Annotated in this window: 13 protein-coding genes; all 13 read left to right on the top strand. The window is 60.7% G+C overall.

All coding sequences use genetic code 11. The annotated features are described in order from the left end of the window. Window positions 1–80 precede the first annotated feature (80 nt). Genes mraZ through G9Q84_RS02110 form a run of 13 tightly spaced genes read left to right on the top strand, consistent with a single transcriptional unit; the run spans window position 81 to window position 14,318 of the window. Window positions 81–536 carry a division/cell wall cluster transcriptional repressor MraZ gene (gene mraZ / locus G9Q84_RS02170; protein ID WP_003171868.1) on the top strand — a complete coding sequence of 152 codons (456 nt, stop codon included), beginning with the start codon at window positions 81–83 and terminating at the stop codon, window positions 534–536. Next, window positions 533–1,480 carry a 16S rRNA (cytosine(1402)-N(4))-methyltransferase RsmH gene (rsmH, locus tag G9Q84_RS02165; protein ID WP_032886315.1) on the top strand — a complete coding sequence of 316 codons (948 nt, stop codon included), beginning with the start codon at window positions 533–535 and terminating at the stop codon, window positions 1,478–1,480. The genes mraZ and rsmH overlap by 4 nt, the downstream gene beginning before the upstream one ends. Next, entirely contained in the window at window positions 1,477–1,770 is a 294-nt protein-coding gene (gene ftsL / locus G9Q84_RS02160) for a cell division protein FtsL (protein ID WP_003216203.1), read from the top strand. The genes rsmH and ftsL overlap by 4 nt, the downstream gene beginning before the upstream one ends. Then, window positions 1,770–3,512 carry a peptidoglycan D,D-transpeptidase FtsI family protein gene (locus tag G9Q84_RS02155; RefSeq protein WP_163033163.1) on the top strand — a complete coding sequence of 581 codons (1,743 nt, stop codon included), beginning with the start codon at window positions 1,770–1,772 and terminating at the stop codon, window positions 3,510–3,512. Before ftsL ends, G9Q84_RS02155 begins: the two co-directional genes overlap by 1 nt. Beyond that, the gene (locus tag G9Q84_RS02150) at window positions 3,512–4,975 is read left to right on the top strand and encodes a UDP-N-acetylmuramoyl-L-alanyl-D-glutamate--2,6-diaminopimelate ligase (RefSeq protein ID WP_181642828.1); all 1,464 of its coding nucleotides are present in this window, start codon (window positions 3,512–3,514) and stop codon (window positions 4,973–4,975) included. Before G9Q84_RS02155 ends, G9Q84_RS02150 begins: the two co-directional genes overlap by 1 nt. Then, complete coding sequence (locus G9Q84_RS02145; RefSeq protein WP_181642827.1) at window positions 4,968–6,338, top strand: UDP-N-acetylmuramoyl-tripeptide--D-alanyl-D-alanine ligase; 1,371 nt, start codon at window positions 4,968–4,970, stop codon at window positions 6,336–6,338. The genes G9Q84_RS02150 and G9Q84_RS02145 overlap by 8 nt, the downstream gene beginning before the upstream one ends. After that, the gene (gene mraY, locus G9Q84_RS02140) at window positions 6,338–7,420 is read left to right on the top strand and encodes a phospho-N-acetylmuramoyl-pentapeptide-transferase (RefSeq protein ID WP_032886319.1); all 1,083 of its coding nucleotides are present in this window, start codon (window positions 6,338–6,340) and stop codon (window positions 7,418–7,420) included. Before G9Q84_RS02145 ends, mraY begins: the two co-directional genes overlap by 1 nt. 6 nt (window positions 7,421–7,426) lie before the next feature. Further along, window positions 7,427–8,773 carry a UDP-N-acetylmuramoyl-L-alanine--D-glutamate ligase gene (gene murD, locus G9Q84_RS02135; RefSeq protein WP_032886320.1) on the top strand — a complete coding sequence of 449 codons (1,347 nt, stop codon included), beginning with the start codon at window positions 7,427–7,429 and terminating at the stop codon, window positions 8,771–8,773. Then, the gene (gene ftsW / locus G9Q84_RS02130) at window positions 8,770–9,993 is read left to right on the top strand and encodes a putative lipid II flippase FtsW (RefSeq protein ID WP_032886321.1); all 1,224 of its coding nucleotides are present in this window, start codon (window positions 8,770–8,772) and stop codon (window positions 9,991–9,993) included. The genes murD and ftsW overlap by 4 nt, the downstream gene beginning before the upstream one ends. Beyond that, window positions 9,983–11,053, top strand: coding sequence for an undecaprenyldiphospho-muramoylpentapeptide beta-N-acetylglucosaminyltransferase (gene murG, locus G9Q84_RS02125; RefSeq protein WP_181642826.1), 1,071 nt, complete (start codon window positions 9,983–9,985; stop codon window positions 11,051–11,053). Before ftsW ends, murG begins: the two co-directional genes overlap by 11 nt. Then, window positions 11,046–12,491: a UDP-N-acetylmuramate--L-alanine ligase gene (gene murC, locus G9Q84_RS02120; RefSeq protein WP_032886323.1), complete on the top strand. Its 1,446-nt coding sequence runs from the start codon at window positions 11,046–11,048 to the stop codon at window positions 12,489–12,491. The genes murG and murC overlap by 8 nt, the downstream gene beginning before the upstream one ends. Then, on the top strand, window positions 12,488–13,444 hold the full coding sequence (locus tag G9Q84_RS02115; RefSeq protein WP_099601151.1) for a D-alanine--D-alanine ligase: 957 nt from the start codon (window positions 12,488–12,490) through the stop codon (window positions 13,442–13,444). Before murC ends, G9Q84_RS02115 begins: the two co-directional genes overlap by 4 nt. 4 nt (window positions 13,445–13,448) lie before the next feature. Beyond that, window positions 13,449–14,318 carry a cell division protein FtsQ/DivIB gene (locus tag G9Q84_RS02110; protein ID WP_032886325.1) on the top strand — a complete coding sequence of 290 codons (870 nt, stop codon included), beginning with the start codon at window positions 13,449–13,451 and terminating at the stop codon, window positions 14,316–14,318. The last annotated feature ends 7 nt before the right edge of the window (window positions 14,319–14,325 follow it).

Here is a 14,325-nt window from a genome sequence, read left to right as displayed (position 1 = left end):
TATAGTGTGCGCAAGTGGCGGAAAGTGGCACAAAGTGGGTTTTTTGAACGTAAAACGCTAAAATTTGGAGAAACGCATCTGTGTTTCGCGGAGCTAACGCTATCAGTCTCGATGCAAAAGGCCGTCTCGCCATGCCGAGCCGGTATCGTGACGAGCTGATTTCGCGAAGTTCCGGGCAATTAATCATCACTATCGATGCTGTTGATCCTTGTTTATGTGTTTACCCGCTCGATGAGTGGGAGTTGATTGAAACCAAATTGCGCGCCCTGCCTTCATTGCGTGAAGAAAACCGCCGCCTGCAGCGTTTGCTGATCGGTAATGCCGTCGACCTTGAGCTCGATGGCAGTGGTCGTTTCCTGGTGCCCCCGCGTCTTCGCGAGTACGCCAAGCTGGACAAGCGCGCAATGCTGGTTGGCCAACTGAACAAGTTCCAATTGTGGGACGAAGATGCCTGGGATGCTGTTTCTGCAGCTGACCTGGCTGCTATTCAACAACCGGGCGCTATGCCTGATGAACTGCGTGATTTGATCCTGTGACTATTGATAGCGGCTTTAACCACATCACCGTACTGCTTGACGAAGCCGTTGAGGCTCTCGCCGTACGCGCGGATGGCTGCTATTTGGATGGCACCTTTGGCAGGGGCGGGCACAGCCGGTTGATACTCAGCCAGCTCGGTCCCGACGGCAAGCTCCTCGGGTTCGACAAAGACCCCCAAGCGATTGCCACCGGGCAAGCGCTAGCGGCCGAAGACGGCCGCTTTGTCGTTGTGCAGCGCAGCTTTGCCGAGCTGGGTGCTGAAGTCGCCGAGCGTGGTATGGCGGGCAAGGTGGCCGGGGTTTTGCTCGACTTAGGCGTGTCTTCGCCGCAGCTCGATGATCCGGAGCGCGGCTTCAGCTTCATGAACGATGGCCCTCTCGATATGCGCATGGATCCTACCCGTGGCATCAGTGCGGCACAGTTCATCGCCACCGCTCCCCATGAAGAAATTACCCGCGTATTCAAGGAATACGGTGAAGAGCGTTTCGCTGGTCGCATGGCACGTGCCGTGGTGGAGCGCCGTGAAATTCAGCCGTTCGAACGCACCGCCGACCTGGCCGAAGTACTCAAAGTCGCCAACCCTGCATGGGAAAAGGGCAAGAATCCTGCGACCCGTGCGTTCCAAGGCCTGCGCATTCACGTCAACAACGAACTGGGCGATCTGGAAGCTGGTCTTGAAGCCGCGCTGGACGCTTTGGAAGTGGGCGGTCGTCTAGTGGTGATCAGTTTCCACTCCCTTGAAGACCGCATCGTCAAATTGTTCATGCGTCGGTTGGTCAAGGGTGAGTCCGACAACCTGCCGCGCAACCTGCCGGTGCGTTTCGAAGCCTTTGTGCCGAAAATCAAAATCCATGGCAAAGCGCAGTTTGCTTCCGAAGCCGAACTCAAGGCCAACCCACGCTCCCGTAGCGCCGTCATGCGCGTCGCGGAGAAGCTGCGGTGAGCAAGCTTTTCGCCAAGCCCCTGCCGGGCGGCAGCTTCTTTATGTTGCTGTTGTTTGTCGGCGTGCTGGTGTCCGCGATTGCGGTGTCCTACAGCGCCCACTACAACCGTCAACTGCTTAACACCCTGTACGGGGAATTGAGTGTGCGCGACAAAGCGCAGGCGGAATGGGGTCGGTTGATCCTGGAGCAAAGCACCTGGACGGCCCATAGCCGTATCGAAGTTCTGGCCACCGAACAACTGAAAATGCACATTCCGGGCGCGGCCGAAGTCCGCATGGTGGCGCCATGATGAAGCTCGAGGGCGCACTTTATCCATGGCGCTTCCGACTGATGCTCGGGTTGCTGGCATTGATGGTGGGGGCGATTGCCTGGCGGATCATTGACTTGCAGGTCGTCGACCGTGACTTCCTGATCGGCCAGGGCGACGCCCGTAGCCTTCGTCATATCCCGATTCCTGCGCACCGCGGCCTGATCACCGACCGTAACGGCGAGCCTCTGGCCGTCAGTACGCCGGTAACTACCCTGTGGGCCAACGCCAAGGAGTTGCAGGTTGCCAAGGACAGGTGGCCACAACTGGCTGCCGCACTGGGCCAGGATCCAAAAGCCTTGGCCGAGCGCCTTGAGGCTCAAGCCAATAAAGAATTCATCTACCTTGTTCGTGGCCTCACCCCCGAGCAGGGCCAGCAAGTGCTCGACCTTAAAGTCCCCGGTGTCTACGGCATCGAGGAATTCCGTCGTTTCTATCCGGCCGGTGAAACCACCGCCCACATGGTCGGCTTTACCGACATCGATGACCACGGCCGCGAAGGCGTGGAGTTGGCCTACGACGAATGGCTGGCTGGTGTTCCCGGTAAACGACAAGTCATCAAGGATCGGCGCGGCAGACTGATCAAGGATGTCCAAGTCACCAAAAACGCCAAGGCCGGTAAGCCCTTGGCGTTGTCGATTGACCTGCGTCTGCAATACCTGGCCAACCGCGAGCTGCGTAACGCGATCATCGAGAACGGCGCCAAGGCCGGCAGCCTCGTGATCATGGACGTGAAGACCGGCGAGATCCTGGCTATGGTCAACCAGCCGACCTACAACCCGAATAACCGTCGCAACCTGCAGCCGGCGATGATGCGCAACCGCGCCATGATCGACGTGTTCGAGCCGGGTTCGACCATGAAAGCCATCTCCATGAGTGCCGCACTGGAAACCGGACGCTGGAAACCCAGCGACAAGGTCGAGGTGTACCCAGGCACTTTGCAGCTTGGCAAATACACTATTCGTGACGTATCGCGCACCGAAGGTCCGGTGTTGGATTTGACAGGCATCCTGATCAACTCCAGTAACGTGGGCATGAGTAAGGTCGCCTTCGATATCGGCGGTGAAACCATCTACCACCTGGCGCAGAAAATCGGCTTGGGCCAACCCACCGGTCTGGATTTTCCCGGTGAGCGTGTCGGCAACCTGCCGAACTACCGCGACTGGAAAAAGGCCGAGACCGCCACGCTTTCCTATGGTTACGGCCTGTCGGTAACCGCAATCCAACTGGCGCACGCGTTCTCCGTGCTGGCCAACAACGGTCGCATGGTGCCGCTGAGCCTGATTCACGTCGACGAAGCGCCGAAAGCCACCCAGGTGATCCCGGAAAACGTCGCCAAGACTATGCAAGGCATGCTGCAACAAGTGATCGAAGCGCCGCGCGGTGTATTCCGTGCCCAGGTGCCGGCGTATCACGTGGCAGGCAAGTCCGGTACCGCGCGTAAAACGTCGGTGGGTACCAAGGGCTATGCCGAAAACTCCTACCGTTCGCTGTTCGCCGGCTTTGGCCCGATGAGCGATCCACGTTACGCCATTGTTGTAGTGATCGACGAGCCGAGCAAAGCCGGTTACTTCGGTGGTCTGGTCTCGGCGCCAGTGTTCAGCAAAGTGATGTCCGGCACCCTGCGCTTGATGAACATCACGCCGGACAACTTGCCGCCGACTCAACAAGCGAATGCCGGACCACCGGTTGCTGCAGTCAAAGCCAATGGAGGGCGCGGCTGATGTCTCTTAGCCTGAATAAGATTTTTGCCCACGCTGGTCGCGATCTGCTGATTCGCGAGTTGACCCTCGACAGCCGTAACGTGCGCGCCGGTGACCTGTTCCTGGCGGTGCCAGGCGGCAAGGTCGATGGTCGTGCGCATATTGCCGACGCCTTGCAGCGCGGCGCCGCGGCCGTGGCTTATGAAGTGGAAGGCGCCACGGTGCTGCCGATCACCGACTTGCCGCTGATCCCTGTCAAAGGCTTGGCCAAGCAATTGTCGGACATCGCCGGGCGCTTCTATGGCGACCCAAGCCGCCATCTCAATCTGGTGGGTGTGACCGGTACCAACGGCAAGACCAGTGTGACCCAACTGGTTGCCCAAGCGCTTGACCTGCTGGGCCAGCACTGCGGCATCGTTGGCACCCTTGGCACCGGTTTTTATGGCGCGCTTCAAAGCGGCCTGCACACCACGCCCAATCCTATTGCTGTGCAAGCGACCCTGGCCGACCTGAAAAAGGCCGGTGCCAAGGCGGTTGCCATGGAAGTCTCGTCCCATGGTCTGGACCAGGGCCGCGTAACCGCCCTGGCCTTTGATGTGGCGGTGATGACCAACCTGTCCCGCGACCACTTGGACTACCACGGCACGATGGAGGCATATGCGTCCGCCAAGGCCAAGCTGTTCGCCTGGAATGACCTGAAGTGCCGGGTTGTGAACCTGGACGACGAGTTCGGTCGCCAGTTGGCCGCGCAGGACAGCGAATCGCGTTTGATCAGCTACAGCCTGCTGGACTCCAGCGCGTACCTGTATTGCCGCGAAGCCCAATTTAATGACGAAGGTGTTCGCGCCACGTTGGTAACGCCCCAAGGCGAACATCACCTGCGCAGCACCTTGCTCGGGCGGTTCAACCTCAGCAACGTCCTCGCCGCTATCGGCGCGCTGCTTGGCCTGGATTACGCCCTGGACGAAATCCTCAAAGTGCTGCCGAAGCTGGAAGGTCCGGCTGGTCGCATGCAACGCCTGGGTGGCGGCACCCAGCCGCTGGTGGTGGTTGATTACGCCCACACCCCGGATGCCCTTGAAAAAGTCCTCGAAGCCTTGCGTCCTCACGCCAAAGGGAAGTTGCTGTGCCTGTTCGGTTGCGGCGGTGATCGCGATCGCGGCAAGCGTCCGCTGATGGCCGAGATTGTCGAGCGCCTGGCCGACGGCGTACTCGTCACCGATGACAACCCGCGCAGCGAAAACCCGAGCCAGATCTTCGACGATATCCGCGCAGGCTTTAAAGACGCGTCCAAGGCTACTTTCGTTGCCGGTCGTGGTGCCGCCATCGCCCAGTTGATCGCCAGTGCCAGCGCTGATGACGTGATAGTACTGGCCGGCAAGGGACACGAGGACTACCAGGAAATCAATGGCGAGCGTCATGCCTTCTCCGATCTGGTCGAGGCCGATCACGCCTTGACCGCCTGGGAGATTGCCCATGCTTAAAGCGATGAAATTCAGCGAGCTGAGCCAGGCTCTGTCCGCTCGTATGCTGTCGAGCGATTGCTGCTTCGATGGCGTGAGTATCGACAGTCGCGCGATCAAGCCTGGGCAACTGTTTGTCGCCTTGGCCGGACCGCGCTTTGACGGTCACGACTACCTGAATGAAGTGGCCGCCAAAGGTGCCGTGGGTGCCTTGGTTCAGCGCGAAGTCGCCGACTCCACCTTGCCGCAACTGCTCGTCGCGGATACCCGCTTGGCTCTGGGTCAATTGGGTGCGCTGAACCGTGCCGCTTTTGATAAGCCTGTCGCAGCCGTTACCGGCTCCAGCGGCAAGACAACGGTCAAGGAACTGCTTGCTGGTGTACTGCGTACGCGCGGCCCGGTGCTTGCGACCCGTGGCAACCTTAATAATGACTTTGGCGCTCCGCTGACCCTGCTTGAACTCGCCCCGGAACACACGGCGGCAGTGATCGAACTGGGGGCTTCGCGTATCGGCGAAATCGCCTACACCGTGGCGCTGACCAAGCCCCACGTAGCAATTATCAACAACGCCGGTACTGCCCACGTTGGCGAGTTCGGTGGACCGGAAAAAATCGTCGAAGCCAAGGGCGAGATTCTTGAGGGCCTGGATGCATCTGGCACCGCGGTTTTGAATTTGGACGACAAGGCCTTCGAGACCTGGCGTGTACGCGCCGCCGGTCGCAAGGTCCTGACGTTTGCCGTGCTTAACGCAGCGGCTGATTTCCATGCATCCAACATCACTGTCGATGCCCGCGGCTGTCCGTCCTTCACCTTGCACACCCCGCAAGGTGACGAACACGTGCAACTGAATTTGTTGGGCAACCATAACGTCGCCAACTCCCTGGCCGCCGCCGCTGCGGCCCATGCCTTGGGCGTTTCGCTGTTCGGTATTGCCACGGGCCTGGGCGCGGTGCAACCGGTCAAGGGTCGTACCGTGGCGCAGTTGGCAACCAACGGCATGCGTGTGATTGATGACACCTACAACGCCAACCCATCGTCCATTAATGCCGCTGTAGACCTGCTAAAGGGTTTTGACGGTCGCAAGGTGCTGGTGCTGGGTGACATCGGCGAATTGGGCGACTGGGCTGAACAAGGCCACCGCGAAGTCGGCGCGTATGCCGCAGGCAAAGTCGACGCCCTCTACGCCGTTGGTACGAACATGGCCCATGCCGTGGCTGCCTTCGGCCAAGGTGCGCGACATTTCGCAACCCAGGCCGAGTTGATTCAGGCGCTGGGCACAGCAGAACAAGACAAACACACAACCATTTTGATCAAGGGATCGCGCAGCGCGGTGATGGAAAACGTCGTCGCGGCCTTGTGTGGCTCAAGTACGGAGAAACATTAATGCTGCTGCTGCTGGCTGAGTATCTGCAACAGTTCCACAAAGGCTTCGCGGTCTTTCAGTACCTGACCCTGCGCGGGATCCTGGGTGTGCTGACCGCGCTGTCTTTGTCGCTGTTTTTGGGGCCGTGGATGATCCGCACCCTGCAGAACCTGCAAATTGGTCAATCGGTTCGTAATGACGGCCCGCAGTCGCACCTGTCCAAGTCCGGCACCCCGACAATGGGCGGCGCGTTGATCCTGTCGTCCATCGGCATCAGCACCTTGCTGTGGGCCGACCTGCACAACCGCTACGTCTGGGTGGTGCTGCTGGTGACCTTGCTGTTCGGCGCCATCGGCTGGGTCGATGACTACCGCAAAGTGATCGAGAAAAACTCCAAGGGGCTGCCAAGCCGCTGGAAGTATTTCTGGCAGTCGGTGTTCGGCCTGGGCGCAGCGATCTTCCTGTACACCACGGCGCCAAGCGCAGTGGAAACCACCCTGATCATCCCGATGCTCAAGGACGCCAGCATTCCATTGGGTATCGGCTTCGTGGTGCTGACCTACTTCGTTATCGTCGGCTCCAGCAACGCGGTGAACCTGACCGACGGCCTCGACGGCCTGGCGATCATGCCGACGGTGATGGTGGGCGGCGCGCTTGGCATCTTCTGCTACCTGTCGGGTAACGTGAAGTTCGCGGAATACCTGCTGATCCCTTACGTACCGGGCGCGGGTGAACTGATTGTGTTCTGCGGCGCACTGATCGGTGCCGGTCTGGGCTTCTTGTGGTTCAACACCTATCCGGCACAAGTCTTCATGGGCGACGTCGGCGCCCTGGCGCTGGGCGCAGCCCTGGGCACGATCGCGGTGATTGTTCGCCAGGAAATCGTGTTGTTCATCATGGGCGGTGTGTTCGTGATGGAAACCCTGTCGGTGGTCATCCAGGTGGCGTCCTTCAAGTTGACCGGGCGCCGCGTGTTCCGCATGGCGCCGATTCACCACCACTTTGAACTCAAGGGCTGGCCCGAGCCACGCGTGATTGTCCGTTTCTGGATCATCACCGTGATTCTCGTACTGGTCGGCCTTGCCACCCTGAAACTGAGGTAGAAACGAGTGTCCTTGATCGCTTCAGACCACTTCCGCATCGTTGTCGGCCTCGGCAAGAGCGGCATGTCCCTGGTTCGCTTCCTGGCGAACCGGGGCACGTCGTTTGCCGTGGCCGATACGCGGGAAAATCCACCGGAGCTGGTCACGCTGCGCCGTGACTACCCGCACGTGGAAGTGCGTTGTGGCGAGTTGGATGTCGAGTTTCTGTGCCGCGCCGATGAGCTCTACGTGAGCCCCGGCCTAGCCCTGGCGACACCGGCCCTGCAAGCCGCAGCGGCCCGTGGCGTGAAGCTGTCCGGCGATATCGACCTGTTCGCGCGTAACGCGAAGGCGCCGATAGTAGCCATCAGCGGTTCCAACGCGAAAAGCACCGTGACCACACTGGTCGGTGAGATGGCGATGGCGGCCGGCAAGCGCGTGGCCGTGGGCGGTAACCTCGGCACCCCGGCGCTGGACCTGCTCAGCGACGACATCGAGCTGTACGTGATGGAACTGTCTAGTTTCCAGCTGGAAACCACCCATGACCTCGGCGCCGAAGTCGCCACTGTTCTGAACGTCAGCGAAGACCACATGGACCGCTACAGCGGCCTGCCGGCATATCATCTGGCCAAGCACCGGATCTTCCGCGGCGCCAAGCAATTTGTGGTCAACCGCCAGGATGCCCTGAGCCGTCCGCTGATGGGCGAGGGCATGCCCTGCTGGACCTTCGGTTTGGGCAAGCCCGACTTCAAGGCCTTCGGTATCCGCGAAGAGAACGGCGAGAAATACCTGGCCTTCGAATTTCAGAACCTGATGCCAGTGCGCGAGCTGAAAATTCGTGGTGCCCATAATCAGTCCAACGCCCTGGCGGCATTGGCGCTTGGCCATGCCGTTGGCCTGCCATTCGACGCGATGCTCTCCAGCCTGCGCACCTTCGCCGGTCTTGAACACCGCTGCCAGTGGGTGCGTGATCTCGATGGCGTCAGCTATTACAACGACTCCAAAGCCACCAACGTCGGCGCCGCACTGGCTGCGATCGAAGGGCTTGGCGCCGATATCGACGGCAAGCTGGTGCTGATCGCCGGTGGCGATGGCAAGGGCGCCGATTTCAAAGATCTCAAGGCACCGGTGGCCGCGCATTGCCGCGCCGTGGTCTTGATGGGCCGCGACTCCGACTTGATCGCCGCCGCGCTTGGTGACGCCGTGCCACAGGTGCGTGCCACCTCCTTGGACGACGCCATTGCCCAATGCAAAGCCCTGGCCCAACCAGGCGATGCGGTACTGCTGTCGCCGGCGTGCGCCAGTTTCGACATGTTCAAGAACTACGAAGAGCGCGGCCAGTTGTTCGCCCGCGCCGTGGAGGGCTTGGCATGAGCATTGATTTCAGAAACATCATTAAGCCGTACCCGTCGCCGATCATTACCGGGCGCGGCATCGACCTCGATTTCCCAATGCTCGCCGGTTGCCTCGCGCTGCTGGGCCTGGGCCTGGTGATGATCACCTCGGCCTCTTCCGAAGTGGCTGCCGTGCAGTCGGGCAACACCTTGTACATGATGATCCGTCACTTGGTGTACCTGATCATCGGTCTGGGTGCGTGCATCGTCACCATGATGATCCCCATCGCCACCTGGCAGCGTCTCGGTTGGCTGATGCTGATCGGCGCGTTTGGCTTGCTGGTCATGGTGATCGTGCCGGGTATCGGCCGCGAGGTGAACGGCTCGATGCGCTGGATTGGTTTCGGCGCGTTCAACGTGCAACCGTCTGAAATCGCCAAGGTGTTCGTGGTGATCTATCTCGCCGGTTACCTGGTGCGTCGTCAGAAGGAAGTGCGCGAAAGCTGGATGGGCTTCTTCAAACCATTCATCGTGCTTTTGCCCATGGCCGGCCTGTTGCTGATGGAGCCCGACTTCGGCGCCACCGTCGTGATGATGGGCGCGGCCGCGGCGATGCTGTTCCTCGGCGGCGTGGGCCTGTTCCGCTTCAGTTTGATGGTGGTGCTGGCAGTGGCGGCCGTGACCATCCTGGTGCAGGCGCAACCCTACCGGATGGCGCGTCTGATTACCTTTACCGACCCGTGGTCCGACCAGTTTGGCTCCGGCTATCAATTGACCCAGGCGTTGATCGCCTTTGGTCGTGGTGAGTGGCTGGGCGTTGGCCTGGGCAATAGCGTGCAGAAGCAGTTCTACCTTCCGGAAGCCCACACCGACTTCGTGTTCTCGGTACTCGCCGAAGAGTTGGGCGTGGTTGGTTCGCTGTGCACCGTCGCGCTGTTTGTGTTCGTGTGTGTACGCGGCATGTACATCGGCTTGTGGGCCGAGAAGGCCAAACAGTATTTCGCCGCCTATGTGGCGTACGGCTTGTCGTTCCTGTGGATCGGCCAGTTCTTGATCAATATCGGTGTGAACGTCGGCCTGCTGCCGACCAAGGGGCTGACCTTGCCGTTCCTCAGTTACGGCGGCAGTTCGCTGGTGATTTGCTGCGCCTGTCTGGGCTTGTTGCTGCGCATCGAGTGGGAGAGTCGAACCCACTTGGGCAGCGAAGAGATGGAGTTCAGCGAAAGCGACTTCGCCGAGGAGCCGACCCATGGGCGCTAATGTGCTGATCATGGCTGGCGGCACTGGGGGCCACGTATTCCCAGCCCTAGCGTGTGCGCGCGAGTTCCAGAACCGTGGCTACACCGTGCATTGGTTGGGCACGCCGCGCGGTATCGAAAACGAATTGGTACCGAGTGCCGGCTTGCCGTTGCATCTGATCAACGTCACAGGCCTGCGCGGCAAAGGCAAGTTGTCCTTGCTCAAGGCACCTTTCGTCTTGCTCAAGGCGGTGTGGCAGGCGCGCAAGGTCATCCGTGAATTGCAGCCAGTGTGTGTGCTCGGTTTTGGTGGTTATGTAACCGGCCCTGGCGGCGTCGCGGCCAAGCTCGCCGGTGTGCCGGTGATCGTGCACGAGCAGAACGCTGTGGCCGGCACCGCCAACCGCTTGCTGGTGCCGTTGGCTGCGCGGGTGTGTGAAGCGTTTCCCAACACTTTCAGTGTGTCGGATAAGCGCCGTACCACCGGCAACCCGGTGCGCACCGAGCTGTTTATGGCCATCGCCCGCGAAGCGCTCGCGGGTCGCAAGGCGCACCTGCTGATCCTGGGCGGAAGCCTGGGCGCTGAGCCATTGAACAAATTGCTACCGGAAGCGGTGGCGCAACTCCCTGTGGAATTGCGCCCGGAGATCTTCCATCAGGCCGGCAAGAACCACGATGAAATCACCGCCACGCGTTATCGCGAGGCCGGTGTTGAGGCGAACGTACAGCCTTTCATCAAAGACATGGCCCATGCCTATGGCTGGGCCGACCTGGTGGTCTGTCGCGCTGGTGCGCTGACCGTCAGTGAACTGGCCGCCGCCGGTCTGCCGTCCTTGCTGGTGCCTTTGCCCCACGCCATCGACGATCACCAGACCCGCAACGCCGAATATTTGGCCGGGGAGGGCGCTGCCTTCCTGCTGCCGCAAAGAACGACTGGCGCCGCCGATTTGGCCGCACGCCTGACCGAGGTTTTGATGCAACCGGAACGACTCAACAACATGGCGAGCACCGCAAGCCGCCTGGCCAAACCTGACGCAACCCGCACCGTGGTGGATATCTGCCTGGAGGTGGCCCATGGTTGAGAATCAGAAAGCCATGCCACAACCCGAGATGCGCCGCATCCGTCGCATCCACTTCGTCGGTATCGGCGGCGTGGGCATGTGCGGCATTGCCGAAGTGTTACTGAACTTGGGCTACCAAGTGTCCGGCTCGGACTTGAAAGAGTCGCCGGTCACCGAGCGCCTGAAGTCGTTTGGCGCACAGATTTTCATCGGCCACCGCGCTGAGAACGCCGCTGAGGCCGACGTGCTGGTGGTGTCCAGCGCCGTGAACACTTCCAACCCGGAAGTGGCCACCGCCCTTGAACGCCGCATTCCCGTGGTGCCACGTGCCGAGATGCTGGCCGAGTTGATGCGTTATCGCCACGGCATCGCCGTCGCCGGTACCCACGGCAAGACCACCACGACCAGCCTGATCGCTTCGGTGTTCGCCGCTGGTGGCCTGGACCCGACCTTCGTTATTGGTGGCCGCCTGAATGCAGCCGGCACCAATGCCCAGCTCGGCACCAGCCGCTACCTGATCGCCGAAGCCGATGAAAGCGACGCGAGCTTCCTGCACCTGCAACCGCTTGTGGCCGTCGTGACCAACATTGACGAAGACCACATGGCGACCTACGACGGTGACTTCAACAAGTTGAAGAAAACCTTCGTTGAGTTTCTGCATAACCTGCCGTTCTACGGTTTGGCCGTGGTATGCCTGGACGATCCGGTAGTGCGTGAAATCCTGCCGCTGGTCAAGCGTCCGACCGTGACTTACGGCTTCAGCGAAGACGCCGACGTGCGTGCGATCAATGTGCGCCAGGAAGGCATGCAAACCTTCTTCACCGTGCTGCGTCCTGACCGTGAGCCGCTGGATGTGTCGGTGAACATGCCGGGCAACCACAACGTATTGAATTCCCTGGCGACCATCTGCATCGCTTCCGATGAAGGCGTCAGCGATGAAGCCATCGTGGAAGGCCTGTCGCGTTTTGCGGGTGTCGGCCGTCGTTTCCAAGTCTACGGCCAACTGCCGGTAGAGGGTGGCGACGTGATGCTGGTGGACGACTACGGTCACCACCCGACTGAAGTTGCCGCAGTGATCAAGGCCGTGCGCGGTGGTTGGCCGGAGCGCCGCCTGGTGATGGTCTACCAACCGCACCGCTACAGCCGGACCCGCGATCTGTATGACGACTTCGTCAATGTATTGGCCGATGCCAACGTGCTGCTGTTGATGGAGGTTTACCCGGCCGGTGAAGAACCGATCCCGGGCGCCGATAGCCGCAAGCTGTGCAACAGCATTCGTCAGCGTGGTCAGCTTGACCCGATCTACATCGAGCGCGGTGTGGACCTGGCACCGATCGTCAAACCGCTGCTGCGCGCTGGTGACATTCTGCTGTGCCAAGGCGCAGGTGATATCGGCGGCCTTGCCCCTAAACTATTGGCGAGCCCGCTGTTTGCCGCCGAGAAGGGGAAGTCGAAATGACCACTGACTACGGCTCCCTGTTTTCGACAATCGCGCCAGCCGACTTCGGCCGTGTGGCGGTGCTGTTCGGCGGCAAGAGCGCCGAGCGCGAAGTGTCGCTCAAGTCCGGCAACGCCGTGCTCGAAGCCCTGCAAAGCGCCGGCGTGAATGCGTTTGGTATCGACGTAGGCGATGACTTCCTCGCCCGCCTGCAGGCCGAAAAGATCGACCGCGCCTTCATTATTCTTCACGGCCGTGGCGGTGAAGACGGCAGCATGCAGGGTCTGCTGGAATGCGCCGGTATTCCTTACACCGGCAGTGGCATCCTCGCCTCGGCACTGGCCATGGACAAGTTGCGCACCAAGCAGGTATGGCACAGCCTGGGTATTCCAACCCCGCGTCACGCTGTTCTGTGCAGCGAAGACGATTGTATTTCTGCAGCCAAGGAACTGGGCCTGCCTTTGATCGTCAAACCAGCCCATGAAGGCTCCAGTATCGGCATGGCCAAAGTGAACTCGGCCGCCGAATTGATCGACGCATGGAAAGCGGCAAGTACCTACGATTCGCAAGTGTTGGTGGAACAGTGGATCCAGGGTCCCGAGTACACCATCGCCACCCTGCGTGGCCAAGTATTGCCGCCTATCGCATTGGGCACGCCCCACACCTTTTACGACTACGACGCCAAGTACCTGGCATCCGATACCCAGTATCGGGTCCCATGCGGCCTTGACGCAGCCAAGGAACAGGAATTGATGGACCTCACGGCGAAGGCCTGTGAGGCGCTGGGTATCGCCGGCTGGGCGCGGGCAGACGTGATGCAGGATGACCAGGGGGAATTCTGGTTCCTGGAAGTCAACACTGCGCCAGGCATGACCGACCACAGCCTGGTACCTATGGCCGCTCGCGCAGCCGGCTTGGATTTCCAGCAGTTGGTGCTGGCAATTCTTGCCGCCAGCATTGAGCCAAGAGGCTAAGGACATGAAAGGCGCATCGCTTCGTCATCAGCCCCCACAAGCACCGAGCCGCAAGCCGGTGCCACGGGGTGCCAGCCGAATGGTGGCTAAAGAGCCGATGTCGGCGCGCCTGCCGAAAGCCAACTTTGGTTTCCTCAAGGCGCTGTTCTGGCCGGTGCTGCTGGTGGCATTGGGTTTCGGCACTTACGAAGGTGCGCAGCGTCTATTGCCGTACGCCGACCGTCCGATCACCAAGATCAGCGTGCAGGGCGACTTGAGCTACATCAGCCAGCAAGCGGTGCAGCAGCGCATTGGCCCGTACCTGGCCGCGAGCTTCTTCACCATCGACCTGGCCGGTATGCGCGGTGAGCTGGAACAGATGCCGTGGATCGCCCACGCCGAAGTCCGACGTGTGTGGCCGGACCAGGTGACGATCCGCCTGGAGGAACAACTGCCCGTGGCCCGTTGGGGTGATGAAGCGCTGTTGAACAACCAGGGCCAGGCGTTCACCCCGCGTGAGCTGGCCAACTATGAGCACCTGCCGCAGCTGTTCGGGCCGCAGCGGGCGCAGCAGCAAGTAATGCAGCAGTACCAGGCCTTGAGCCAGATGCTGCGGCCAATGGGCTTCTCCATTGCACGCCTGGAACTGCGTGAACGGGGTAGCTGGTTTTTGACGACCGGGGCAGGCAGTTCCGGCCCGGGCATCCAGTTGTTGCTGGGACGCGACCGCTTGGTGGAAAAGATGCGCCGTTTCATTGCCATCTACGACAAGACCTTGAAAGAACAGATTACGAACATTGCGAGCGTCGACCTGCGTTACGCCAACGGCCTTGCCGTCGGCTGGCGTGAACCGGCTGCGCCCACGGCAGCGCAACCCGCTGTCGCGAAGAATTAAGAAGAGG

It is taken from the genome of Pseudomonas sivasensis (genome assembly GCF_013778505.1).
Lineage (GTDB): Bacteria > Pseudomonadota > Gammaproteobacteria > Pseudomonadales > Pseudomonadaceae > Aquipseudomonas > Aquipseudomonas sivasensis.
Note: the sequence above shows the minus strand (reverse complement) of the source record. Positions and strands in the feature narration are given on the sequence as shown.

Coding starts and splice junctions, on each gene's coding strand:
- ftsW (WP_032886321.1), top strand. CDS start 8,770: ATGAGCATTGATTTCAGAAACATCATTAAGCCGTACCCGTCGCCGATC.
- G9Q84_RS02145 (WP_181642827.1), top strand. CDS start 4,968: ATGCTTAAAGCGATGAAATTCAGCGAGCTGAGCCAGGCTCTGTCCGCT.
- G9Q84_RS02155 (WP_163033163.1), top strand. CDS start 1,770: ATGAAGCTCGAGGGCGCACTTTATCCATGGCGCTTCCGACTGATGCTC.
- G9Q84_RS02110 (WP_032886325.1), top strand. CDS start 13,449: ATGAAAGGCGCATCGCTTCGTCATCAGCCCCCACAAGCACCGAGCCGC.
- G9Q84_RS02150 (WP_181642828.1), top strand. CDS start 3,512: ATGTCTCTTAGCCTGAATAAGATTTTTGCCCACGCTGGTCGCGATCTG.
- murC (WP_032886323.1), top strand. CDS start 11,046: ATGGTTGAGAATCAGAAAGCCATGCCACAACCCGAGATGCGCCGCATC.
- mraY (WP_032886319.1), top strand. CDS start 6,338: ATGCTGCTGCTGCTGGCTGAGTATCTGCAACAGTTCCACAAAGGCTTC.
- G9Q84_RS02115 (WP_099601151.1), top strand. CDS start 12,488: ATGACCACTGACTACGGCTCCCTGTTTTCGACAATCGCGCCAGCCGAC.
- murG (WP_181642826.1), top strand. CDS start 9,983: ATGGGCGCTAATGTGCTGATCATGGCTGGCGGCACTGGGGGCCACGTA.